At 66.0% G+C, this 22,990-nt stretch carries 22 protein-coding genes; 10 read left to right on the top strand and 12 right to left on the bottom strand.

The window, feature by feature from the left end:
* Positions 1–18: 18 nt before the first annotated feature.
* Positions 19–969, top strand: a complete 951-nt coding sequence (locus AC4AMJ_RS20025) for a PDR/VanB family oxidoreductase (RefSeq protein ID WP_489899394.1) — start codon at positions 19–21, stop codon at positions 967–969.
* Here AC4AMJ_RS20025 and AC4AMJ_RS20020 read toward each other — a convergent pair.
* The 3 genes from AC4AMJ_RS20020 to AC4AMJ_RS20010 form a co-directional block, all read right to left on the bottom strand.
* Positions 963–1,619, bottom strand: a complete 657-nt coding sequence (locus AC4AMJ_RS20020) for a response regulator transcription factor (RefSeq protein ID WP_489899395.1) — start codon at positions 1,617–1,619, stop codon at positions 963–965. The two genes, AC4AMJ_RS20025 and AC4AMJ_RS20020, sit on opposite strands and share 7 nt — an antisense overlap.
* Before the next feature lie 76 nt (positions 1,620–1,695).
* On the bottom strand, positions 1,696–1,989 hold the full coding sequence (locus AC4AMJ_RS20015; protein WP_489899396.1) for a hypothetical protein: 294 nt from the start codon (positions 1,987–1,989) through the stop codon (positions 1,696–1,698).
* A gap of 29 nt (positions 1,990–2,018) precedes the next feature.
* Positions 2,019–3,308: an amidase gene (locus tag AC4AMJ_RS20010; RefSeq protein WP_489914254.1), complete on the bottom strand. Its 1,290-nt coding sequence runs from the start codon at positions 3,306–3,308 to the stop codon at positions 2,019–2,021.
* 167 nt (positions 3,309–3,475) lie between these two features.
* On the opposite strand from AC4AMJ_RS20010, the gene AC4AMJ_RS20005 reads away from it, so the two are divergent.
* The 4 genes from AC4AMJ_RS20005 (at position 3,476) to AC4AMJ_RS19990 (ending at position 7,423) form a co-directional block, all read left to right on the top strand.
* Positions 3,476–4,939, top strand: coding sequence for an MFS transporter (locus AC4AMJ_RS20005; RefSeq protein ID WP_489914252.1), 1,464 nt, complete (start codon positions 3,476–3,478; stop codon positions 4,937–4,939).
* A gap of 2 nt (positions 4,940–4,941) precedes the next feature.
* On the top strand, positions 4,942–6,153 hold the full coding sequence (locus AC4AMJ_RS20000) for a flavin reductase family protein (RefSeq protein WP_489914250.1): 1,212 nt from the start codon (positions 4,942–4,944) through the stop codon (positions 6,151–6,153).
* Positions 6,154–6,175: 22 nt separating this feature from the next.
* Positions 6,176–6,730 (top strand): nuclear transport factor 2 family protein, encoded by a 555-nt coding sequence (locus AC4AMJ_RS19995; protein WP_489899400.1) that lies wholly within the window; start codon positions 6,176–6,178, stop codon positions 6,728–6,730.
* 105 nt (positions 6,731–6,835) lie between these two features.
* The gene (locus AC4AMJ_RS19990; RefSeq protein ID WP_489914248.1) at positions 6,836–7,423 is read left to right on the top strand and encodes a TetR/AcrR family transcriptional regulator; all 588 of its coding nucleotides are present in this window, start codon (positions 6,836–6,838) and stop codon (positions 7,421–7,423) included.
* Positions 7,424–7,438: 15 nt separating this feature from the next.
* Here the strand turns inward: AC4AMJ_RS19990 and AC4AMJ_RS19985 are convergent, their stop codons facing one another.
* Genes AC4AMJ_RS19985 through AC4AMJ_RS19975 form a run of 3 tightly spaced genes read right to left on the bottom strand, consistent with a single transcriptional unit; the run spans position 7,439 to position 9,060 of the window.
* Complete coding sequence (locus AC4AMJ_RS19985; RefSeq protein WP_489914246.1) at positions 7,439–7,990, bottom strand: flavin reductase family protein; 552 nt, start codon at positions 7,988–7,990, stop codon at positions 7,439–7,441.
* Entirely contained in the window at positions 7,987–8,652 is a 666-nt protein-coding gene (locus AC4AMJ_RS19980) for a 3,4-dihydroxy-2-butanone-4-phosphate synthase (RefSeq protein WP_489914244.1), read from the bottom strand. The genes AC4AMJ_RS19985 and AC4AMJ_RS19980 overlap by 4 nt, the downstream gene beginning before the upstream one ends.
* Positions 8,653–8,664: 12 nt before the next feature.
* Positions 8,665–9,060, bottom strand: coding sequence for a nuclear transport factor 2 family protein (locus tag AC4AMJ_RS19975; protein ID WP_489914242.1), 396 nt, complete (start codon positions 9,058–9,060; stop codon positions 8,665–8,667).
* Between the two features lie 263 nt (positions 9,061–9,323).
* On the opposite strand from AC4AMJ_RS19975, the gene AC4AMJ_RS19970 reads away from it, so the two are divergent.
* Positions 9,324–11,939: an ATP-binding protein gene (locus AC4AMJ_RS19970; protein WP_489914240.1), complete on the top strand. Its 2,616-nt coding sequence runs from the start codon at positions 9,324–9,326 to the stop codon at positions 11,937–11,939.
* A 77-nt stretch (positions 11,940–12,016) separates the two neighbouring features.
* On the opposite strand, the gene AC4AMJ_RS19965 is transcribed toward AC4AMJ_RS19970, so the two are convergent.
* The 5 genes from AC4AMJ_RS19965 to AC4AMJ_RS19945 form a co-directional block, all read right to left on the bottom strand.
* A complete protein-coding gene (locus AC4AMJ_RS19965) occupies positions 12,017–12,853 on the bottom strand; it encodes a mycofactocin-coupled SDR family oxidoreductase (protein WP_489914238.1) in 837 nt (278 codons plus the stop codon).
* 25 nt (positions 12,854–12,878) lie between these two features.
* Positions 12,879–14,075: an acyl-CoA dehydrogenase family protein gene (locus AC4AMJ_RS19960; RefSeq protein WP_489914236.1), complete on the bottom strand. Its 1,197-nt coding sequence runs from the start codon at positions 14,073–14,075 to the stop codon at positions 12,879–12,881.
* Between the two features lie 272 nt (positions 14,076–14,347).
* Complete coding sequence (locus tag AC4AMJ_RS19955) at positions 14,348–15,424, bottom strand: NADH:flavin oxidoreductase (RefSeq protein WP_489914234.1); 1,077 nt, start codon at positions 15,422–15,424, stop codon at positions 14,348–14,350.
* Complete coding sequence (locus AC4AMJ_RS19950; RefSeq protein WP_489914232.1) at positions 15,421–16,722, bottom strand: MFS transporter; 1,302 nt, start codon at positions 16,720–16,722, stop codon at positions 15,421–15,423. Before AC4AMJ_RS19950 ends, AC4AMJ_RS19955 begins: the two co-directional genes overlap by 4 nt.
* A gap of 491 nt (positions 16,723–17,213) precedes the next feature.
* A complete protein-coding gene (locus tag AC4AMJ_RS19945) occupies positions 17,214–17,648 on the bottom strand; it encodes a DUF1330 domain-containing protein (protein ID WP_489914230.1) in 435 nt (144 codons plus the stop codon).
* 236 nt (positions 17,649–17,884) lie between these two features.
* Between AC4AMJ_RS19945 and AC4AMJ_RS19940 the strand changes: the two genes are divergently transcribed.
* From AC4AMJ_RS19940 to AC4AMJ_RS19925, 4 genes are all read left to right on the top strand, one after another.
* Positions 17,885–19,558, top strand: a complete 1,674-nt coding sequence (locus tag AC4AMJ_RS19940; protein WP_489914228.1) for an APC family permease — start codon at positions 17,885–17,887, stop codon at positions 19,556–19,558.
* Between the two features lie 52 nt (positions 19,559–19,610).
* Positions 19,611–20,063 (top strand): MaoC/PaaZ C-terminal domain-containing protein, encoded by a 453-nt coding sequence (locus AC4AMJ_RS19935; RefSeq protein WP_489914226.1) that lies wholly within the window; start codon positions 19,611–19,613, stop codon positions 20,061–20,063.
* Positions 20,064–20,149: 86 nt separating this feature from the next.
* The gene (locus AC4AMJ_RS19930; protein WP_489914224.1) at positions 20,150–21,247 is read left to right on the top strand and encodes an enoyl-CoA hydratase/isomerase family protein; all 1,098 of its coding nucleotides are present in this window, start codon (positions 20,150–20,152) and stop codon (positions 21,245–21,247) included.
* Positions 21,240–22,016: an enoyl-CoA hydratase gene (locus AC4AMJ_RS19925; RefSeq protein ID WP_489914222.1), complete on the top strand. Its 777-nt coding sequence runs from the start codon at positions 21,240–21,242 to the stop codon at positions 22,014–22,016. The genes AC4AMJ_RS19930 and AC4AMJ_RS19925 overlap by 8 nt, the downstream gene beginning before the upstream one ends.
* Before the next feature lie 19 nt (positions 22,017–22,035).
* On the opposite strand, the gene AC4AMJ_RS19920 is transcribed toward AC4AMJ_RS19925, so the two are convergent.
* The gene (locus AC4AMJ_RS19920; RefSeq protein ID WP_489914220.1) at positions 22,036–22,923 is read right to left on the bottom strand and encodes a VWA domain-containing protein; all 888 of its coding nucleotides are present in this window, start codon (positions 22,921–22,923) and stop codon (positions 22,036–22,038) included.
* Positions 22,924–22,990: the final 67 nt, after the last annotated feature.

Below are 22,990 nucleotides of genomic sequence, written 5' to 3'. Positions count from 1 at the left end.
TTCACCAGGAGAATTCCCATGGCACTCATCGATGTCATCGTGTCCGACATCGTGCAGGAGACGGCGTCGATCAAGACGTTCTACCTCTCGCACCCCGACGGCAGTCCGATCGGGAAGTACGTGCCCGGCGCACACATCGATGTCGTCGGTCCGACCGCCATCACCCGGCAGTACTCACTGTGCAGTCGGCCCGACGGCCAGGAGACCTTCGCCGTCGCCGTCAAGCGCGAGGAGGACTCGCGCGGCGGATCGGCCGCGCTGCACGAGGTGTCGGTAGGGGACTCACTGAAGATCAGCGAACCGCGCAACCTCCTCGCGATCGCCCCCGACGCGCGTCACCATGTCCTGGTCGCGGCCGGCATCGGGATCACCCCGATGCTGAGCATGGCCCGGTACATGGACGTGCACGGCATCAGTTTCGAACTGCACTACTTCGCGCGGACCGCGCAGGCAGCGGCCTTCCTGCCCCTGTTGCGTGATCGCTGCCCGGAGAAACTGCACGCACACCTCGGCGTGGACCGCGGCGAACAGGAGGATCTGGTGTCGGCCGCACTCGCCGCCGCAGTCGCCGGAACACATGTGTACGTCTGCGGCCCCGAGGGCTTCATGACGAAGATGATCGCCTGCGCCGAACGCTACGTGTCGCCAGATGCCGTGCATTCCGAGAACTTTCACGCCGCCGAGCAGCCCGGCGAGGCTGCGAACACCGCATTCGAGGTCGAGCTCGACGGCGAGACCTATCAGATCGCGTCCGACCGTTCGATCGTCGAGGTGTTGACCGAAAACGGCTGCGACATCGACACCTCGTGTGAGGAAGGCATCTGCGGTACCTGCATCATGCAGGTGCTCGCCGGCGACCCGGATCACCGCGACAACGTGCTCACCAAGGCGGAGAAGGAATCGGGTGAGGTGATGGCGGTGTGCGTCTCGCGGACCGCCGGGAAACGAATCGTGCTGGACTACTACTGAGCCGGTCGGTCCACGGGCACGTCGACGTCGAAGCGGAGGATGTCGCGGACCAGCGTGCTGATGCTGTCGGCGTCGGTCTTGGCCTTGATCCGCGCGCGATGGACGTCGACGGTCTTGACGCTCATGCCGAGCTTGCGTGCGATGTTCTGACTGGGCAGACCCTCCACCACCAGCGCCAGGATCTCCCGCTCCCGCGGCGTCAGCAGGGCAACCTTGTCCTGGATCGACCGCTTGCTCTGGAAGGTCGCGAAGCGCTCGGTGGCCTGCTCCACGCCCCGCTGCACGGCGTCGAGCAGTCGCTGAGGATCGTAGGGCTTCTCCAGGAAATCCATCGCACCGGCCTGCAGGGTCGACACCGACATCCGGATGTCGCCGTGCGCCGAGACGAAGATGATCGCCACGTGCGGCGCGAACTCGTTGAGCTTCTCCTGCAGACGGGTCCCGCTCATCTGCGGCATGCGTACATCCAGGACGATGCACGCCGGATGGTCACCCGTGTAGGCGGCGAGAAACTCGTCGGCGCTGTGACAGATGGTCGGCTTGATGCCAATGCTGTCGAGGAGCCAGTCGACGGACTCGCACAACTCCGGATCGTCGTCGACCACATACACCGTTGTGGGATGTTCGGCCGGTGTCAGCGCGTCCGGCACGATCCGACCCTCGACAAACCCGCGGACGGGCGATGGGATGGGGCTTGGGCGCGCACGATCACAAGCTTAGCGGCACTCAGGTATCTGCACGGTCGGCCCAGGCAGCTTCGGCTGTCCAATAGTTCATGCCGACCGCGCTCACGCGGTGTCGCCAGTCGCTGGTGCGTAACAGAGCGGGTTCCTCCTGTCGCACGGATTCGTCGGCGGCTTCCGGACCATCGGCCTCGACCGTCCAGTGAACCCAGTTGACCTCGCGGCCGTACTCGTCGTGCACGAACAGGTCGACGTGGTGCCAGCCGTAGTTGAAAGTGTCCTCGTAGCACGTGAGGAACATGTGGTGATGAGCGGTCGGACGTGGTTTGAGGGCCATCGCAGTTCCTTCGTGTGCGGAGCGTGTGCTCACGCCTCTATGGGTGGCAGGGATCGCAGGATCGGTTCGAGGAGGGCCGCCACGGCGAAGAGTTCGGCCTCGGCACCCGGCAACGCGATCAGCTGAACGCCCAACGGCAATCCCGTGGTGGTCCGCGCACCGGGAACGACCACGACCGGGGCGCCGAGTAGTTGCCAGGGGCGGCTCAGCACGGGAGAGCCGGTCGCGGTCAATCCTTCTGGGGCGGGTCCGAGCGCGGCCGGGCCGACGATGATCGTCTGCTCGCCCAGAATCTCCCGCAACAGTGCCCGCGAACGATCCCGGCGGATCAGTGCCGAGGCGCGTGACTCACTGGTGGTGGCGCGACCGGCCTCGACCAGCGCCTGCAACGGTGCGCTGAGCGCCGCGGCGTGGCTGTCGTAGGTGCCGTCGAGTGTCTGCGCTGCCTCATAGGACATCACGGTCACATGGTCGTGGGCGAGGGTCTGTATGTGATCGTCCCACTCGAGATCTCCGGTCTGCAGCCCCACTTGTCCGAGCACGTCGGGAATGGCCTTGAGCAGCCCGGTCATCGACGGGTCCAACGTGTCCAGTCGGCTGCCGTGCCACACCAACGCGGTGTGTGCGGGAGCCGTTGTCTCCGCGGATCGGCCGACGAATGCCGAGTACACGTAACGCAGGTCGGCGATCGTCCGGGTGAGGATTCCGAGCGTGTCCAGAGATTCGCTCAATCCGGCGATCCCGGCCAGGCTGGTGGTGCCCTGAGCGAGGACGAGTCCGGCAGCACCGCAGTAGGAGGCGGGTCGTGTGAGCGACCCCGCCGTCTGAGTGCCCAAGGCGACCGGGACGGTGCCGGCACCGGTCGCCGCGGCCGAGCCGCTCGACGACCCGCCCGGGGTGTGGTCGCTCGCATGCGGGTTACGCGTCGGGCCGGGCGCGAAGTACCCGAACTCCGTTGTGACAGTCTTGCCCTGCACGATCGCTCCGAGATCGCGAAACCGACTGACACAGTCGGCATCTGCAGCCGCGGGTTGGTCTGAGGTGGTTGTCGACCCCGCACGCGTGGGCAGCCCGGCGACGTCGATGAGGTCTTTGACCCCGAGCGAGATCCCTTGTAGCGGCAGCGAGACCTCGCCGTGGTCGAGTGCGCGGGCCTGCTCGACGTGATCGTCGGACAGCGCGACCCAGGCGGACAGGTCCGGCTCCCGACGGACGATCTCATCGCGCACCTGCACGACAAGGCTTTCCGCCGAGACCACACCTGCGTTGACCGCGGTCACCTGGTCGCTGATGGACTGATTCCAGTAGGCCGAGCTCACCGATCCTCCTTTGTCCGGTGACTATGAGTGTGCCCGCCCGGCGGTGCCGGCAACAGTAAAGATTTCCCTCCTATCCCTGTAGGGGCACTCCGACTTAGGTTCACGTCAGTCGATTTGCATCACGCAGACATCCGTGCCACCCGACAACGCAATCACGAGGAATCACGATGGCCACGAACACAACCGACGCCCGATCCGCCCCGACCGTCACCGCTGGGCCCCGTCGTGTCGACTTCCGGCGGATGACCGGACGCGCATGGCTGGTCACCGGATTGCTGGTGCTGTTCCAGATCGTGGCATTCGCCGACAAGGCAGTGCTCGGGCTGGTGTCGGCCGACGCGATGCCCGAGCTCGGTCTCAGTGCGGTCGAGTTCGGGTTCATCGGCAGCGCCTTCTTCTTCCTCTACGCGATCGTCTCGGTGATCACGGGATTCCTGGCGTCGAAGTTCTCGGTCAAATGGATTCTGTTCGCCATGGGCATCACCTGGGCGGTCCTCCAATTCCCCATGGTTCTCGGGGGTGGAGCAGCGATTCTCCTGGTCACGCGCATCGTCCTGGGCGGTGCGGAGGGGCCGGCCACCGCCATGTCGCTCACCTCGGCGCACGGGTGGTTCGCCCCGGCACGTCGTGCGATGCCGTCCAATCTGATCGCCGCGGGCTCCACGCTGGGTCCGGTGATCGCCGCGCCCGCGCTGGCCTGGGTCATCTCGGCCTGGGGGTGGCGATGGGCCTTCGGTGTCCTCGGGATCGTCGGCCTGATGTGGGTCACCGCGTGGCTGCTGCTCGGTGCCGACGGACCGTACGGGAAGGGCAGGTCGGGCCGACGTCGCGTCGACGCGGCGGGGCGTGACCAGGCAGCTCGCGATGCGGACCAGATCGACACGGACGCGGTCGACGACCAACAGCCGGTGGTGATCTGGCGCGCGCTGGCGAGCCTCGCCTTCCTCTCGGCGGTCATCGGAGGAGCGTCCAACTTCTGGGTGCAGGGCTTCCTCACCACCTGGCTGCCGCAGTACCTCGGTACGGTGGTCGGGCTCTCGCTCGGCGAGGTCGGCTCGGTGACCACGTTCCCGTGGGTCATCGGGGCGGTGGTTCTCCTCGCGCTCGGTGCGGTGGGCCATCGCCTCATGCGTGCCGGTCACAATGCCCACCGCGCGATCGCGGTTCCGTTCGGATGCGCTGCCGTGGTCGCGGGTGTCTGCTTCGTCCTCATCCAGGCCACCTCGGGTCCCCTGGCGGTCGCCCTGCTGTGCATCGCCGGCGGATGCAGCCTGGCGTATCCGATGACGGCCTCGGCCATCGGCTTCGCAGTGTGTGCACGCCAGCGGCCGATACTGATGGCGACCCTGGGCGGTGTCGCATCCCTCGGTGCGGTGGTCTCCCCGATACTGGTGGGCTGGCTGATGGGCCGGGCCGGGTATGTGTCACCTCCCAAGGGAGAAAAGCCATCTGTCGAGATGGCTGCGAACATGGCCGTCGGCGTCCATCAGGCGTTCACCATCACCGGCATCGTGCTGCTGATCGGCGGAGCGCTCTGCATCGCCTTCCTGCGCCCGGAGAAGTTGGCGCACACCTTGCAACAGCGATTCGCCCGCCCCGAGCGAGCTGTCGCCTCCGAGAACCAGGAGTGATCATGTCCAGTACCGCACCCACGACCGTGGATCCCACGGCCTTCCGAGACGTGTTGGGGCACTACCCGACCGGAGTTGTCGTCGTCACCGGACGCGACGTCGACGGCCAGATCCTGGCGATGGTGGTCGGGACCTTCAGCTCGGTCTCCCTCGATCCCCCGCTGGTGTCATTCATGCCGATGAAGACCTCACGCACGTTCGCCAAGATGCAGCAATGCTCGTCGCTGTGCATCAACATCCTCGGTGCCGAACAAGAGGACATCGTCCTGACCGTGGCTCAGCGGTGGGAGAACAAGCTCGACGGGATCGACTGGTTCGAGTCGCCATCGGGGGATCCTGTCCTCGCCGAGTCCGTCGCATGGATCGACGCGCGGATCGCCGACACCGTCGAGGCGGGCGACCACTGGATCGCCCTGTGCGAGGTGCGTGACATGGCGGTGACCAATCCGGTGTCGCCGCTGATCTTCTTCCAGGGTGGGTACGGCAGCTTTGTCTGCACGTCACTCATGGCCCGCATGGATCACGAGATCCTTCCGGCCATCCACGCGGCTCACTCTGCCCGTGCCCAGGTCGAGGATCTCGCCACCGAGATCGGATGTGAAGTAACAGTTTTCACTGCGGTCAGCTGTGACGAGATGGCGACGGTGCTGTCGGCGGCCGCGCCCGGGGTCGATCGGGAACTCGGACTTGCCGGCCGGATACCGATGGTGCCGCCCATCGGCGACACCTACTTGTTCGATCTCGGCGAAGAAGCCCGGGAACACTGGGTCTCCAAGCTGCGTGGCGCCTCGGACGAGGTCAAGCAGATACATCGGGACCGATTGACGTTCCTGCGTGAGAACGGTTACCTGATCTCGTTCCTGCCCTCCGAGGGCGACGCGGCCTACGACGAGATGCGCCGGGCCACACGCGAATACGAGAGCGGCCGACTCACGCCGTCGCAGGAACGACGAATTCGTGAGTCCATCGCCGGGTCTGCGGTCGACTATCGCGCCCGTCGGCTCGCCGACAACGATATCTACGACGTCGGCTCGCTCGTCATTCCCATCCGGGACTCCGGTGGCGGGCACTCCATGACGCTCCGACTCGCACAGCTCCCGGCAGGCGCCACCGGCGCCCAGGTCACGGACTGGCTGGAGCGGGCACAGGCCGTCGCGAAGATATTGGAACGGACCGACTCGTCCGCGTCGCCAGTGGATGCTGCCGCGTCGTGACCAGCCGGACGGGAAGGGAAGAATGAACGCGAACACCATCACAGCCCTGGTCGCACGGGTGGAGGCGCTGGAGGCGGAGGCGGAGATCCGGCGCATCCAGAGTCGCTACATGTTCCTCTGTGACACGCCGTGCCCCGAGTTCGGCGTGCGTGACGACGAGCACCGAATCGATCTCATCCTCGATCTGTACACCGATGACGCAGTCTGGGAGGGCGTGGGGGAGTACTACACCGGCCAATTCGGCCGGGCCGAAGGGACGGCGGCGATCCGCGATCACTTCCGTACGTTCTGGGGTGAGAAGCAGGAGCCCGCACTGGTTCTCAACGCGCACTACCTCACCTCGGAGCAGATCCACGTCGACGGTGACGACGCAACGGGGCAGTGGATTCACATGCAGCCGTGGCTCTTCTCCGACGGCCGAGGTGTCCTGCGGTCGAGCCGACTGAACAATGCGTTCCGTCGCACCGATGACGGGTGGCGCATCACTCGTACCCGGACCGAGAACGTCTTCATCGCGGATCTGCCGAACCAGTTCACACAGAGTCATCCGTCCTCTTCGGTCCTGATGGGGCCTTGAACCCGCGGCACACCCGCCTCCCACCCCGAACGCTTGGTCGTACACTTGTAGAAACAACGACGTGGGCGGCGCAGCGACCCCGTCGCAACGGGGAACGGAGGGGCGATGCCACGCCTGGTCGATCACGCCGAACGGCGGCAGGCCATCATCAGCGCGGCCTGGCGGCTGATCGCGGCCCGCGGCATCGACGGCATCAACATGCGGGATCTCGCTGCGGAGGCCGGATACGCGAACGGGGCTCTGAGCCATTACTTTTCCGGTAAAGGCGAGATCCTGCAGAGTGCGTTCGACCATGTCCTGGCCGAGACCAACCGGCGCATCGACCAGTCTGCCCGAGGACTGCGCGGACTGCGCGCGTTGCGAAAGGTGTGCCAGGAGATCATGCCGCTCACCGAAGAGGCCCGACTCGAGGCGAGGATCGCCGTGTCGCTCTGGCAGCGGGCGCTGGCCGACCGGCAGATGGAGTCGGTCAACAACGCTGCGGTCGCGCACTGGCGGCTCCGGCTGGCCCGACACATCACCGAGGCGATCGAGGACGGGGAGGCACGCGACTGCGATCCGGCGATCCATGCCGACGCCCTGATGAACATGATGATGGGCCTGCAGGTGACCGCCGTGCTCGATCGGAAATCCACGTCCCGGCGAGTACAGCTGGCGCTGCTGGAGTCGATGATCAGCGCCTTCGCAGCCTGACGGGCATTCGACCCGTCACGCGCTCGGACGGTCGGCGGGTGGACGGTGCCGAATTATCGTGGCCGGCCCGGGCACGCTGTCCTGGTGTTGCGCGACGTGGGTTCCGAACCGGCGACGATGGTAGGTCAACGGCGGGACCGCGACATCGGTCTGCACCTCGTGCACCCGACCGACCAGAATCTGATGATCACCACCCGGGAGGATGTCGGAGAGCTCGCAGGACAACCACACGGCGGCCTGGTCGATGCGCGGGGCCCCGGCGAACTGCCATCTCACGGAGTCGAATTTGTCCGCACCTTTGGTGGCGAACCGCATCGCGACCGGATGTTGTTCGGCACCGAGGACGTTGACCCCGAACGATCCGGCGCGGCTGATCAGGGCCAGGCTCTCGGAGGTGTCGGCGAGTGCTACCGCGATCAGGAGTGGCTCCACCGACAGTGACATCACCGCGCTGACGGTCGTGCCGTGTGGCCTGTCACCGTCCATGGTCGTGACGACCGTGACGGGTGCACACAGGTTGGCCATGGCCTCGCGGAAGTCGGCCTGTAGATCCGTCGCTGTGGTCATCGGAGACTCCTTACCGTGGAAGCGGATTCGATCCCTGCGGGTACCTGGCCCACCAGATCCGAGTAACGGATCACCGGTCTGTTGAGATCGGCGGCCTCGTCGCTGCTCGCGATCGCACGGGGATCGTTGTGCGACACGAGTGAGGTGAAGGCCACCGGTTCGACCCCGTCGCCATCCTCAGCGCACAAGACGCCGGCTCGGGCGAGGACTGCGGTGCGATCCGGTGACGAGCATGAGTGATCGACAAGCACTGGGATCACGTGGCCCGGTCGACTCAGTCCCTCTGGTCGAGCGCTCGGTTCCGCCAGAGCCCGCAGGGTGACCGCCCGGTCACCTGCCGAGATCCCGGTCGTGGTTCCGGCGACGGCGTCGACCGATACGCACATCCGTCCACCGAAACCGGGCGCCCCCGGCTCCCAGGTCATCGGCGGCAGTTGAAGGCGGACGGCGGTGCGCTGGTCGACAGTGACACAGAGGAATCCAGAGCCGATGCGGATCATCATCGCGACGTTCTGCACTGTCGCGTGCCGGGCGAGGAGGATCACATCGATTCCGGTGCCGCCGAGATCATCAACGGCGAGCACGGGCCGGCCGAGCCGCAGATCATGTATCGCATCGTCGAGACCTGAGCTGGGGGCGGGGACGGCGAAGGCGGTGCTCATTGCATACTCCGGTCAGATCGAAATGCCGACGGCGGACCAGAACCGCTCGAACGACGACGGCACGATGTCGGTCCCATGGGTGACCTTGCCGTCGACGAATCGGTGGGTCATGACCATGGTGATGTCGAGTTCCTGCTCGCCGAGTCGGCGGTAGGCGCGAACGTTGGCGGTGACGAGTTCGTCGCCGACCACGTCGCAACTGAGGACTTCGTTCTTCGACTCGTCGAGTTTGGCGAGGACACCGAAGGCTTCGAGGAATTCCGCCTTGGAGTAGAGCCGCTGTGTGCCCTCCAACGTGAACCCGGCCCAGGTCATCGAGTCGTCGTAGAGGTTCACCAACGCGGTCGGGTCACCCTCGTCGGCAGCAGCGAAGGCGCTCGTGAGGGCTTCCGCGTTCGTCTGGGACATGTCGATTCCTCTCGGTGAAGCTGTGTGGTGCCCATCACTCTCACCCGTCGGCGTCCGCGTGAATACCGTCCGACTACGTGATCCCCTACGTGATCGTCGTCGCTGTGACGCTCGGGGCGTATGTGCATGTCAAGGCGTCGCTGTCGGGTGTGGACCCAGTGTTCGGAAGGGGGAGTGAACTCGGGTTGACACAACTTGACCCCCCTGGTTGCGACCACCAGGCGGTCGGGCGAGAGTGTTGTGTGTCACAGCCCAACGGAGGGATGGCCATGAACGCGGACGAATGGTCGGAGATCATCCGATGCCACGACCGAGGTGAGTCGATCAAGGGGATCGCCGAGCGCCTCGGCATGTCGCGCAACACGGTCCGTCGCGCGCTGTCCATGCCGACGCCACCCGACGATCATCGCCGGCTGCGGGGAACCGCGACCGACGATGTCGACCGGGAGATCCGCGACCTCGTGTGCGACGACCCGACGATCTCGATTGCGACAATCGGTCGGCTCATCGGCTGGGAGCGGTCACGGACCCTGTTGGCCCGCAAGGTCACACAGATCCGGTCGGAGGTGTCGGTTCCGGAGCCACACCGGTCCAGCGCGGTGGTGGGCCTACCGAGTCCCGCAACCAGCTTTGTCGGGCGTCGGGAAGAACTGCGCTCACTTCGCGGGCTGATCGGTGAGCACCGGCTGGTGTCGGTGGTCGGACCTGGAGGAATCGGCAAGACCAGACTTGCGATCCAGGCCGCCGACGAGTTTCGGCGTGCGTTCGCCGACGGCGTCCGGTTCGTCGAGTTCGCATCGGTGCGCAGCGAGGGTTTCCTCGGCCAGACACTGTGCGACGCGCTCGCGCTCGACAATCGTGATCAGCATGATCGGTCACCCGACGACACTCTCGTCGAGTATCTGCGTGACCGGCGTATGCTCCTCGTCCTCGACAATTGCGAGCACGTCGTGGACGGGACCGCAGCTCTGGTCGGCCGGCTGCTCGAGGAGACATCCGTGCTCCGGATCATCGTGACGTCCCGCGAGTATCTGGCAATTCCAGGTGAGTACGTCTTTCATCTGCAGCCACTTCCCGTCGACGACGCGACACCCAATGGGGCGGTAGAACTCTTCACTCGTCGAGCGGCTGCGGCGCTGACCGGTTTCGAGCTCGACGAGCACAACATCGACGCGGTCCGGGGAATCTGCCGTCGGCTCGACGGTCTGCCGCTGGCCATCGAATTGGCATGCACCCGCCTGGCTGTGCTCTCCGTCGATGACCTCCGCGAGCTCCTGGACCGCCGGATGTCGGTTCTCACCGTCGGGTCCCGGGATCGGACCTCGCGACACCGCAGTCTCCAGGCAACGATCGACTGGAGTTACGAATTGTGCAGCGATGTCGAGCGAATCCTGTGGGCCCGTGTATCGGTGTTCGCGGATGGATTCGATCTCGCCACCGTGATCGAAGTCTGCGCCGACGACGACCTCCCGGAGCCGGCCATTCTGGAGGCGCTCGCCGCTCTTGTCGCGAAGTCAGTGGTGAGTCGTGATCGCGACGCCGTGCGAGCCCGGTTCCGACTGCTCGAGTCGATCCGTGAGTACGGATGGGGCAGACTGGCCTGGCAGGAACGCGATCGCATGCAGTCGCGACTTCTCGCGTGGTGCGTGCGGATGATCCGCGAGACTGCGGCCAACTGGTATGGCCCGGATCAGCTGGCGAAAGCGTCGGTCGTGCAGCTCAATCGTGGAAACATCCGGGCAGCTCTGCATTCCGCGGTGTCGTCCGGTGGCAGCGCCGACGACACCCGGTCTGCGGCCGACGCCCTGGGGGCGGCGCGCTTCCTCTGGGCGTGCGGGATATCGGTTCGCGAACACCGGATGTGGCTGACCAAGGCGCTGGATCTGAACGAGGTCGACCACGGTACAAAAGCGCGCATGTTCGGGGTCTTGGCGCTGGTGCAGACACTCCAGGGTGATCGGACATCGGCGGATTACACGCTGCAGCGGGCGCGAGCGCTCGCCGACCGTGAGCACGACGCGGAGACCATCGCATTCTCTGTTCACACGGCAGGCCTTCGAGACTTCTTCGCCGGAGACTTCGCGGGGGCCCAGGCCAACTTCGACGACGCGGAACGCCGATACGCCGAACATGACTGCGGCGCCGACCTGACGGCCACCCTGCTCATCCATCGCGGCATGCTTCTCGGTTCGATGCGGGAGACACGTTCTGCTGCTGAAGTTTTCAGTAGGGTTCACAAGGCGACAGAGGCGATTGGCGAACAATGGTTCCACGCGTATGCGACCTACGGCCTCGGTCTGGTCGCCCTGCTCGACGGCGACGCCGCCGAAGCCGTACGCCGGGCCGAAGACGCACTGCGCAATCACCGGCCGTTCGGTGACACGATCGGCCTGACCCTCATGTCGGATCTGTTGGGGTGGGCGTTGGCGGAAGAAGGGTCGGCGTTGCGCGCCGCGGTCATCCTGGGTGCGGCGTCGTCGATGTGGGGAACCTTCGGCCAGCAACTCTATGGGTCCGATCACTGGAATGCTCTGCGTGACAAGGCCGTGGAGACGGCACAAGCCGACACCGCACCCCTCGCGTTCGAGCGTGCATGGGATCGGGGGCGCGCGATGTCGATATCGGACCTGCTGGACTTCGTCCTCGACGAGAGTGTGGACGACAGCGCCGGCGATCTCGTCAATTCGCACGACCCGGTGTCGGCGTTGTCGGTGCGGGAGCGTGAAGTTGCGACGCTCGTGTCGGCGGGGATGACCAACAAACAGATCGCGGAGAAATTGGTGCTGTCGACGAGAACCGTGGAGGGCCACGTCGAACACCTACTGCGAAAGTTGAATGTGCACCGGCGTACCGAGGTGGCCTCGGCGATCGGTGGGTGATCGCCGCCGTCCTCCCCCCGGGCCGGATATCGCATGTGCGACCGACCCGAGTGGGAGGTTTCGTGCGGTGGTGAAGCTCAGACCTTCGACAGTGCGCCGGCGTCTATCGGCAAGGCGATGCCGGTGACGAATCTGGATGCGTCAGAGGCCAACCAGACCACGCCGTTGGAGATGTCGATCGGTTCGAGCCATGGGGTCGGCAAGACGTTCATGCCGGATTGGCAGGCCTCCCGGAAGTCGTCGTGGGTCGGGTGATCGAGGTCGGGTCGGAACAGCCGGTACATCGCCTCGTGGTCGATCATGTCGGTGAGAACCGATGTCGGATGAATCGAATTGCATCGGATGCGATGTGCCCCGAGTTCGTTCGACGCAGTCCGGGCGAGTCCGGTCACTCCGTGCTTGGCGGCGACGTAGTGTGCGAAGTTCGGAAAGCCCTGCAGGCCGCCCGTCGAACTGATGAGGATGATCGACCCGCCGTCGCCCTGCTCGATGAGATGGGGGACCGTGGCGCGCATGGTCTTCCAGACACCGGTGAGATTGATGTCGATCATCTCGTCCCACTGTGTCTCGGTGAGTTCATGTAGCGGGGCAGACGAGAAGATGCCCGCGTTCGCGACAACGGTGTCGAGACGGCCGAGTTCTGCGATGCCGCTCGTGACGGCTTGCTCCAAACCCTTGAGGTCTCGGACATCGGCCACGGCGGTGACCACGCGGCGGCCTGTTTTCTCCACGAAACGGGCGGTCTCGTCGAGATCCTCACGACTGCTGCCGTGATACTCGGTGGTGTCCGGCGTGGCGCACATGTCGATGGCGATGATGTCAGCGCCTTCCTCGGCGAGCCGGATCGCGTGCGAACGACCCTGTCCGCGAGCGGCTCCGGTGACGAGTGCGACCTTGTTGTCGAGTTGTCCCACGGTGATACTCCTCGTTCTGTACTGGTCAGTTGTTCTGGTAGGTGGGCAGAATGGCGGCCGCGGCATCGACGAGCGTCATCCGGTCGACCAGTGCGTGCTGGGTGGCGACGGCTGCGTCGCGGACGCAGCGGCCGAGTGCACTGGGGTTGCGGACCGTGCCGCTGCCCGCCCAGCGGTGGGCGAACATCACCACATCGCCGGCGACCTCCTGGGCCCACGTCGCGGCCTGGCGCATCCGGGCCTGCTGCTCCGGGGTTGGCGACCCACAGGCTGCGGCGGTGTCCTCCGCGTCTCCGTAGACCTGGTAGACGTAGGCTTCAGCGGCCCGGAAAAGTGCCTCGTGGCGGGCGAAGTCGAGCCGGAAAAGGTCTGAGTCGCCGACGAATCCGGTGTACCCCGGACGGACCTTGGCGGCGACGATGCCGGCGATCTCCTCCAACGCGCGCTGCGCGAGTCCGAGCGCCACCGGTGCGTGACCACCGACGCCGATCCCCAACAGACCGAGTGCGTACACGGGCTCGGGCTGCGTCGGTGTGGTCGAGAACGTTTCGAACGTGTACTTGTCGGGCACGAACACGTCGGTGACCGAATAGTCGTACGACCCCGTTCCGACCATGCCCATCACATCCCAGTTGCCCAGGAACTCGACCTGGTCACGGGGCAGCCAGGCGATGCGGCAGTCCGGTTGCCCGTCCTCGCCGACGATCGGGTTGCCGTCGTCGTCGTTGACGACGAACCCGGCACCGATCCATGAGGCGTGCGCCGAGCCGCTGGCGAACTGATACCGCCCCGAGACGCGATACCCGCCGTCGACCCGTCGGCCTGCGCCGGTGGGGACGATCATGCCGGCGGTGATGCCCTTGTCCGGCCCGGCGAACATCTCCTCGGCGCCGATGGGGTCCATGAATCCGACCGCGACTCCGGTGCTGCACGAGTTGGCCATGAAGGCCCACCCCGTCGACCCGTCCGCGCGGGAGATCTCCTGGACCACCTTGAAGGCGGTCACGATGTCGAGGCCGGCGCCACCATAGCGTCGGGGAACCAACATCCAGAACAACTCGGCATCGGCCAGGGCCTCGTACACAGGGCGAGTGATGGTCGCCGCCGCCTCGATCTGGTCGGCTTCGGACTCGATCAGCTTGGCGACCGTCTGTGCGCGCTCAAGATAGTCGCTGGTCTGCGCGGATTCTTCGACGGTCGGAGGGGGAGCGGTGATCGTCATGGAAGTGTTCCCTTCGTGCGGAACGAGAGGTGGACGGGCGTATGACGTGAATCACATTCCTCGTCCGCACGCGGTGGCCGCAGCGTGGGGACTACGTGGTCCGCTACGTGGTCATCGAGACACGTGGCCGAGTCGATCGATTGTGGCAGCGTCGCGCACGACGTCGTGCCTGTTCAGGCTGTGCCCGACGCCGGACCGCCGGCGAGCGGAGTCGATTTGTCGGATCGGTGGCCTCGAGCTTGCCGGGTCACCCGGACACGGCCACTGGGGCATTACGCCACGAAGTCATCCCAGTTCGTCGCGAGATAGTCGAGGAATCGTGGGCCGACCGATTCGGCCGTCAGGTGATCGGCGGCCACGGGTTGCGCGGCCGCTCGGTAACCGGGGTCGGCGATGACCCGCCGAGCGAAGTCGTGGTGGAGGATTCCCGCGGTGCCGATGAGTACGAAATCGGCTCCTCGATCGAGGCATTCGCGGACGCCGGCGGCGTCTGTGATCTTCCCCGCCACGCCCAGCCGGGTGGCACCGCGCGGCAGGTCGGTGAAGTGGTCGATGAGTCGTCGACCACGATGGATCTCCTCGTAGGGTTCCTTGAACGCATCCCAGAGGGATAGATCGAGGTAGTCCAGCTGCGCGTCGGCGAGCACTTCGGCGGCCAACGCACGTGACTCGTCGAGGACGATCCCGTACCGTTCCGGCGACAGCCGCAGTCCCAGTTGGAAATCCGATGACGTGGCCGCGCGGATACCTGCGATGATCTCGTGCACGATCCGAAAGCGGTTCTCTGCCGACCCGCCGTATCGATCGGTCCGATCGTTGTGGCGGGTGTCGAGGAATTGGGCGACCAGGTAGCCGTGGGCGCCGTGAATCTCGGCGCCGTCGAATCCGGCTCGTTCCGCGCGCACGGCAGCGGCGACGAAGTCATGGACAACCCGTTCGACCTGTCCGGTGGTCAGCGCGGTCGCGCCTTTGGCCGGGTCATCCCACGGGGCGACGGCCGGGCATCCGGACAGCCGCTCGTCGGCGCGCCGGCCACCGTGCTGCAGCTGGATCGTGGCCACTGCGCCGGCCGCGTGCAGGCCGTCGGCGAGGCGGGTGAGGCCGGGCAGGTGGCGATCGTCGCAGATTCCGAGCTGCCCGGAGAACGATTGACCGGCCCGGCTGACATGGGCCGCGCAGGTCATCACCATCGCGAAGTCGCCCTCGGCCCGGCGCACCAGCCAGCGGTACTCGTCGTCGTGCAACGTGCCATCGGCATTGCTCTGCAGATTCGTCATCGGCGCCAGCGCGAGTCGGTTGGACCACGACGGTCCGTGGGCGAAGTCCAGAGGTGCTGCGGGGTCGGTCATGCCTGTGTCGTCTCTTTCATCCGGATCGTGCGACCACCGTTTCGGCGACGCCACACGGTGACGCCCAATGCGGCGGCCACGAAGCAGGCTATCGCGCCGACGCCGAGGCCGACCCGGGCGCTGGTCGCCTCGCAAATCGCCCCGATGATCGGGCCGCCGATGGGTGTCGACCCCATGAATGCGACCGACCACAGCGACATCACCCGCCCGCGCATCTGTGGGGCGGCGTTGAGCTGGAGGGTCGCATTCGCGGTGGACATGAAGGTGACGCTCAGGAAGCCGACGAAGAAGAGCGCGCCGATCGCCACAGGCAGCGTCGGCGCCACGGCGGTGATGGCGATCGTCACGCCGAAACCGGCGGACGCGATCGTCAGCGGGCGCAGGCCGGTCGTACCGCGTGCCGCGACGAGCAGTCCGCCGACGACCGCGCCGACGCCCATCGCCGATGTCATGAAACCCAGTGCCTGCGGGCCACCGTCGAAGGTGTCCTTGGCGGCGGCGGGGAGTGAGACCTGAAATTCGTAGGCCAGGGTCCCGACGAGCGCCATCATCAGCAGTGGGATGGCCAGGGTGGGGGATTTCGCCACGTAACGAAGGCCCTCACGAAGCTGACCCTTGGCACGTGCGACCGGCGCCTCCTGCTCGATGGTCGCCGTGTTCATCAGGACCAGGGAGATGACAACTGCGACGAAACTGCCGGCGTTGATCGCAAAACACCATCCGGCCCCCACCGCGGCGAGCAGCACACCGGCGACGCCGGGGCCGACGGCACGCGCCGCGTTGACCATCACCGAGTTCAACGTGACCGCGTTGCGGATCAGGGACTCACCGACGATCTGATGGATGAACGCTTGACGTGCGGGGTTCTCGAAGGCGTTGTTGAGGCCGAGGAGTAACGCCAGAACGGCGATCTGCCAGATCTGCACCCAGCCGCCGAGCGCGAGGACGGCGAGTACACCCGCGAGTACCCCCATGACACTCTGCAACACGATCATCAACCGTCGGCGGTCCACCCGGTCGGCGATGACTCCCGCATAGGGGCCGAGCAGCAGGATCGGAAGCGCTTGGAGTGCCACGATCGCGCCGAGGATCGACGCCGAACCGCTGAGGGTGAGGACGAGCCACGCCTGGGCCGTCATCTGCATCCAGGTCCCGACGAGCGACAATGACTGCCCGCAGAAATAGAGGCGGTAATTCGGGTTGGAGAGCGATGCCAGCGCGCCTGTCGGCGTCGTCTGGGGCGCGGGAGTAGGCCGAACGCCCGGTTCGCATATCTCGGGCATTCGATCTTCGGTCATCGGATTCCACTGTATGCCTCCAGGCATATGCGCCACGAATGGGCTGGTCAGCTGGAAGAGTGAGCGAGCCGGTGCGGCCGGCGCCCTTAACCGTTCAGTTCCTGAGGAGGCTCGCGAGGGCGAGCGGTGGGTGAGGACCCGTTTCGTGTGGGGCGGGCGGTGGGTGACCACCCGTTTCGTGTGGATCGAGCGACGGGTGACCAGCCGCTTCGTGTGGGGCGGGCGATGGGTGACCACCCGTTTCGTGTGGATCGAGCGACGGGTGACCAGCCCCGGTCCCTGAGGAGCGAGCGATGGGTGACCACCCCGGTCCCTGAGGAGCGAGCGATGGGTGACCACCCCGGTCCCTGAGGAGCGAGCTTGCGAGCGTCACGAAGGGCCGACCCAACGTGTGCTGCCCTCCGCTGGCGCGACCTCCTCGAGGATCGAGTGGTGGGCGGATCGTGACGTTCGTGTCCACCCACTCGTCGGACATGGATCGGTTGTGCCGGTCAGGCGGTCGTTGCGATCAGGCGCGAATCGGCGATCGCCGCGGTGCGGTGTCGCGACAGCGATTGATACTCGGGGTCGGTGACCATGTCGAGGAAGGCGCCCGGAGTCGGGTAGCGGACCAGAAGGATCGAGTCCCACTGTTCGTCGAGCGGACCGATGACCGTCGGTCCGCAGGTGCCGTGGTAGAGAACCTCGGCACCGGTCTTGCGGATGTGCGGCATGGCTGCCTCGCCGTAGAGGTCATACGCTGCGGCGCCTGAGATCGGTTGTGCCGGTGCGAGGTCGGCGGCGTGCGAATAGTCCGCGGTGTCACGAAACCGCAGCAGGTTGAGCATCGTGATCGGTTGGTCTGCAGGCAGTTTCGCGACTTGTGCGAACTGTCCCTTCTGTGGGTCGACGGCGCGGCGTTCGGCGGGCGGAAGATCGGGGCTCATGACGTCCATCGTAGGCAGTCGGTGTGTCCGTCACCGGCGGGCGCGGCGACCATCCGTTCGGGCGTTTCGTCCGAAATGCATCTTTTGGGCGAAATGCCTTCCTGTGTAAGACTTTCCGAGTTGGCGAGCACGAAACCGTTTGCCGTCCTAACGTTGAACGGACGGTGTCGTGACCCGACACCGACGACCATCGAACCCGCCCGGCGTTCATCGACAACGCCGGAGAGGAGATTGGCATGGCCACACCCACAAAGAGCGACCCCGCCGCCGAATCCGGTAGTCCGCCTCTGCGGCGGCACGTCGGCCGGATCGGCCTGCTGTTCGCGGGCGTCGGGTCGATCATCGGATCCGGATGGCTGTTCGGCGCCATGAACGCCTCCCAGACAGCCGGCCCGGCCGCGATCATCTCGTGGGCCCTCGGTGGCCTGATGATCTTGATGATCGGGCTGTGTTACGCCGAACTCGGCGCGATGTTCCCGCTCTCCGGTGGTGTCGTACGTTTTCCGCACATCGCCTTCGGATCGTTCTCCAGCTATCTGACCGGCTGGATCACGTGGGTCGCCTGCGCATCGGTGGCGCCCATCGAGGTCGAGGGCGCGTTGACCTACGCCACCAAGTACGCCCCGTTCACCAGTGAGCACACCGTGGACGGATCATCGGTGCATACCCTGACCGGGCTCGGCATGGTGGCGGCGGTCATCGCGATGGCGGTGTTCGTGGTGATCAACTACTACGGCATCCGCTGGTTCGCGCATGTCAACAACGTCGTCGTCTGGTGGAAGCTGGCGATCATCATCCTGGTGATCGTGGCCTTCGCCCTCACGCAGTTCAACACCGACAACTTCACCTCGCAGGGCTTCAAGCCGGAAGGGTGGCATGGTGTGTTCACCGCCATCGCCACGTCCGGAATCGTGTTCTCCTACCTGGGGTTCCGGCAGGGTATCGAGCTCGCCGGTGAGACCGACAACCCGAAGCGCAACGTTCCGTTCGCGGTCATCGGTTCCGTGCTGCTGACCGTCGTGATCTACGTCCTGTTGCAGGTGGCGTTCATCGGGTCCGTCAACCCCAGCGACATCGCCGACGGGTGGAGCAAGATCAGCTTCACCAACGACTTCGGTCCGCTGGCCGCGATCGCCACGATGCTCGGCCTCGGCTGGCTCGCGACGCTGCTCTACATCGACGCGGTTGTGTCGCCCGCCGGTACCGGCCTGGTCTACACCACGGTGACCGCACGGATCTCATATGCCATGTCGCGCAACGGTAATGCTCCGGATTCCCTGGGTCGAACCACGAGCCGCGGGGTTCCGCTGGTGAGCATGATCCTCGCATTCATCGTCGGACTCATCCTCTTCCTGCCGTTTCCCAGTTGGCAGCAGCTCGTCGGATTCATCACCTCGGCGACCGTGTTGTCCTTCGGCTCGGGTCCGCTCGCAGTGGTGACGCTCCGTAAGCAGATCCCCACTCAGGAGCGGCCGTTCAAGCTGCCCGGCGTCCACGTGATCGCCTTCCTCGCGTTCTGGTCGGCCAACCTGATCGTGTACTGGACCGGCTGGTCGACCAACGAGAAGCTCTTCATCGCGGTGCTGCTCGGTGTGGTGTTGCTCGGTGTGACGGTGGCCGTCAACAAGCAACGGGAACGGCTGCACAACTGGGATTGGCAGGGTGCCGTCTGGTATGTGCCGTGGCTGGGCGGGCTCGCACTCATCTCCTGGCTGGGGGATTACGGTGGCGGCCAAGGGGTTCTCCACTTCGGCACGGCAATCCCGGTGACTTTCGTCTTCTCCGCCGTCATCTTCGGGCTCGCCTGGTGGGTGAAGCTGCCCACCGACCAGGTTGGGTTCTACATCGAGGAATCGCGGAAGGAAGCCGAAGAGGAGGAGTCGCAACTCGGCGGTGCGGTCGCGGGCTGATGCGGTAACCGGGCCGTGAGGACTACCAGGGTGCGACGTTAGCCTGCTCGGTGTGAACGATCTTCCTGGCACCGCCTACGCCGACGATCTACGGATCGGTCATCGGTATCAGCTCGGCTCGCATGCCGTGACCGAGCCCGAGCTCGTCGACTTCGCCCGGCAATGGGACCCGCAAGGGTTTCACGTGGACAAGGAGATCGCTGACGGCGGAGCCTATGGCGGGCTGATCGCGAGTGGCATCCACACCATCGCCATCTATCAACGTCTGGCGGTCGAGGCCGCATTCTCCCGATGGAATGTTGTCGCCGGCCGCCGTCTGGGCGATGTCCGGTTTCTGCGCCCCGTTCGTGCCGGTGACACGCTGAGCGGCGCGATGAAGATCGACGACATCATCTTCGACGACCGTCGCCGGGCTCTGGTCACCCTCACCGCCGAAGTGGTCAATCAGCACGGAGCCGCCGTGCTCAGCGCCGCCGTCGAGGTGTTCGTGCACGCGCGGTCATAGACCCGGCGCAATCGGCCCTGTACTCCTTTACTAGGATATGCAACTATCTTGTGAGGAAACGGACGAATCAGCGAGGAGACCGTGTCATGGTGGACGAACCGTCTGTGCTGTCGGCGATCGACAACGGGGTCGCGACGCTGACACTGAACCGCCCGAAGTCGATCAACGCGCTCGACCATCCGATGGTCACCGCGATGGACGACCTGCTGCGGGCGTGGGCCGCGGACGGCAGCATCGATGCCGTGGTCCTCATCGGTGCAGGTGAGCGGGGCTTGTGCGCCGGCGGCGACATCGTCTCGATCCACCGCGATGCAGCGCGGTTGAGCGGCGCCGGTGCTGATGACGCCGACGCGGCCGCCTGTCCCTCGGCACAGTTCTGGGCCGATGAGTACCGCCTCAATGCCGACATCGCGCGCTATCCGAAGCCGTACGTCGCGATCATGGACGGCATTGTCATGGGGGGCGGCGTCGGGATCTCCGCGCACGCCAACACCCGGATCGTGACCGACCGCACCCGACTGGCGATGCCGGAGGTGGGCATCGGGTTCGTTCCGGACGTCGGCGGCACCCACGTCCTGGCCCGGGTGCCCGACAACCTCGGCGCCTACGCGGCGCTCACCGCGGGGTCGCTGTCCGGGGCAGATGCCATCGCGATGGGGCTCGCCGACCACTTTGTCCCCGCTGATGACCTCGACGCCTTCCGGCAGGCCATCGGGGAAACCTCGGTCGCCGACGCGCTCGCGAAGTACGCCCAGCAACCACCCGAGTCGAAGGTGGCTGCGCAGCGCGACTGGATTCGCGACGCCTTTGCCGCCGACTCGGTCGCCGGGATCATCGACCGGTGCCGGGCCGTCGGAACCGAAGAGGCCGACAAGGCCGCCGCCACGATCACGGCGAAGAGTCCTCTCGCGCTGGCAGTGACCCTACGTTCGCTACGCGACGAGCAACCCACGCTGACCGACACGCTGCGTCGCGAGTACCGGGTCTCGCTGCGGAGCCTGCTCAACCCCGACATGGCCGAGGGCATCCGCGCGCAGGTCATCGACAAGGACCGCAATCCGTCCTGGCGGCACGCCGACCACTCGGCGGTCACAGTGGCCGAGGTCGACGCCTTCTTCGCGCCCCTTCCCGACGAGCTGGAACTGACCATCAATGCTGCACCACAGGAGGATTCGAGTGTCTGACCTCGAGACGATCGTCGTCGAACGTGACGGACGCGTGGGCGTCATCACGCTGAACCGGCCGAAAGCCCTCAACGCACTGAACACGACCTTGATGCGTGAGGTCGTCGGTGCGGCGGCCGAACTCGATCGCGACCCGGATATCGGCGCCATCGTGATCACCGGCTCCCAGCGTGCGTTCGCGGCCGGCGCGGACATCAAGGAGATGTCGGCGAAGTCCTACAGCGACGTCGTCTCCGAGCAGTTCTTCGGCGCCTGGGACGATCTGTCCCGACTGCGTACGCCGCTGATCGCGGCGGTCACCGGCTATGCGCTCGGCGGCGGCTGCGAGCTGGCGATGATCTGCGACATCCTGATCGCCGGGGACAATGCGGTGTTCGGGCAGCCGGAGATCAATCTCGGCGTCATCCCGGGAATCGGTGGCTCGCAACGACTCACCCGCGCGGTGGGCAAGGCGAAGGCGATGGACCTGGTCCTCACCGGCCGGAACATGAAGGTCGACGAGGCCGAGCGCCTCGGTCTCGTGTCACGGGTCGTACCCGCGGAGGACTGCCTGTCCACGGCCAAGGAAGTAGCCGAGACGATCGCCTCGAAATCGTTCATCGCCGCGTCACTGGCCAAAGACGCGGTCAACCGGGCCTTCGAATCCGGACTCGCCGAGGGTATCCGGGCCGAACGTGCATTGTTCTATTCGACCTTCGCCACCGATGACCAGACCGAGGGGATGGCGGCGTTCGTGGAGAAGCGCGAACCGAAGTTCACCCACCGCTGAGCATTCGCCGCCTGATCCGTCATGGCGCGAAGATGCGCTGCAAGGCGGGCGCCACACCTCGGTCGTCGCGGATCGGCACACACCGTCCGTGACCGACGAGCGCGAGATCTCGTCCGAGATCCACATCGTGTTCGCCGGACACGTCGAGCAGCACATCGAGTCGGCCGACTGTGGCTGCGGCCGAACGTGGGTCAGGACCGGCGTTGTGGACGCAATCACTCAACAGCAGGACCCGCGCGTCGGTCGGCGGCACCCCGCGCAGTTCGTCGGCCGCTGTCGCCAGCGCGAAGGCCACATTCGTGAGTCCTCGCGCGGGCAGCGTGAGCAGACCGTCGACCACCCGATCGGGGTCGACCGGTTCACCCAGTGGTGAGATCAGCGCGGCGTCCGACCAGAACGCGACGACGCCCACCGCATCCCGGGAGAATTCGCCGACCAGCGCGCCCACTGTGGCGGCGGCCGTACGGACCTGCTCGCCGCGGGCAGACCCGGAGATGTCGACCACCAGCATGACCGACCGTCGACGACGGACACGGAGCCGGACCAAGATGTCGTCGTCGGCCGGGAGCGGGTTCCCGGAGACCACCTCCAGGGTGGCGTCGAGGTCGATCTCGTCGGAGTCGCCTCGCCAACGCCTGGTCACCAGCGAACCGGTCGCCGACCGAGGCGCCTCGCGAGTGCGGATGATCTGCGCGAGAGCAAGTTTCCGTGCGATCCGGCGCGCACGCTCGCGGACCTCGTCGTCAGAGACCAGCGGTGCGCCGACGTCGTCGAGGTTGCCACCTTCGTCGGTCTCGCCGGTGGGACCCGCCGAACCCCGACCCGCCAACCGCTGTTCGTTGCGGCCACGCGATCCGGCCAGGACCAGTCCGCCACCGCGAGAAGCCGGCACGAACAGGTCGGGCACGTCGTCAAGGTGCTTGGGCTTGCGCCGCAACGGCTTCAACGTTCGACGGCCCTGCCGGCGAGGTATG

It is taken from the genome of Gordonia sp. LMA484, assembly GCF_058129505.1.
The sequence above is the reverse complement of the archived record's forward strand: the minus strand, read 5'-3'. Positions and strand labels throughout refer to the sequence as shown.

Excerpts from the sequence above, each read along its gene's own strand:
- AC4AMJ_RS19955 (WP_489914234.1), bottom strand. The coding sequence starts at position 15,424 with ATGACCGACCCCGCAGCACCTCTGGACTTCGCCCACGGACCGTCGTGG.
- AC4AMJ_RS19980 (WP_489914244.1), bottom strand. The coding sequence starts at position 8,652 with ATGAGCACCGCCTTCGCCGTCCCCGCCCCCAGCTCAGGTCTCGACGAT.
- AC4AMJ_RS19930 (WP_489914224.1), top strand. The coding sequence starts at position 20,150 with ATGGTGGACGAACCGTCTGTGCTGTCGGCGATCGACAACGGGGTCGCG.
- AC4AMJ_RS19950 (WP_489914232.1), bottom strand. The coding sequence starts at position 16,722 with ATGACCGAAGATCGAATGCCCGAGATATGCGAACCGGGCGTTCGGCCT.
- AC4AMJ_RS20000 (WP_489914250.1), top strand. The coding sequence starts at position 4,942 with ATGTCCAGTACCGCACCCACGACCGTGGATCCCACGGCCTTCCGAGAC.
- AC4AMJ_RS19970 (WP_489914240.1), top strand. The coding sequence starts at position 9,324 with ATGGCCATGAACGCGGACGAATGGTCGGAGATCATCCGATGCCACGAC.
- AC4AMJ_RS19995 (WP_489899400.1), top strand. The coding sequence starts at position 6,176 with ATGAACGCGAACACCATCACAGCCCTGGTCGCACGGGTGGAGGCGCTG.
- AC4AMJ_RS19960 (WP_489914236.1), bottom strand. The coding sequence starts at position 14,075 with ATGACGATCACCGCTCCCCCTCCGACCGTCGAAGAATCCGCGCAGACC.
- AC4AMJ_RS20015 (WP_489899396.1), bottom strand. The coding sequence starts at position 1,989 with ATGGCCCTCAAACCACGTCCGACCGCTCATCACCACATGTTCCTCACG.
- AC4AMJ_RS19985 (WP_489914246.1), bottom strand. The coding sequence starts at position 7,990 with ATGACCACAGCGACGGATCTACAGGCCGACTTCCGCGAGGCCATGGCC.
- AC4AMJ_RS20025 (WP_489899394.1), top strand. The coding sequence starts at position 19 with ATGGCACTCATCGATGTCATCGTGTCCGACATCGTGCAGGAGACGGCG.
- AC4AMJ_RS20005 (WP_489914252.1), top strand. The coding sequence starts at position 3,476 with ATGGCCACGAACACAACCGACGCCCGATCCGCCCCGACCGTCACCGCT.
- AC4AMJ_RS19940 (WP_489914228.1), top strand. The coding sequence starts at position 17,885 with ATGGCCACACCCACAAAGAGCGACCCCGCCGCCGAATCCGGTAGTCCG.
- AC4AMJ_RS19990 (WP_489914248.1), top strand. The coding sequence starts at position 6,836 with ATGCCACGCCTGGTCGATCACGCCGAACGGCGGCAGGCCATCATCAGC.
- AC4AMJ_RS19975 (WP_489914242.1), bottom strand. The coding sequence starts at position 9,060 with ATGTCCCAGACGAACGCGGAAGCCCTCACGAGCGCCTTCGCTGCTGCC.
- AC4AMJ_RS19945 (WP_489914230.1), bottom strand. The coding sequence starts at position 17,648 with ATGAGCCCCGATCTTCCGCCCGCCGAACGCCGCGCCGTCGACCCACAG.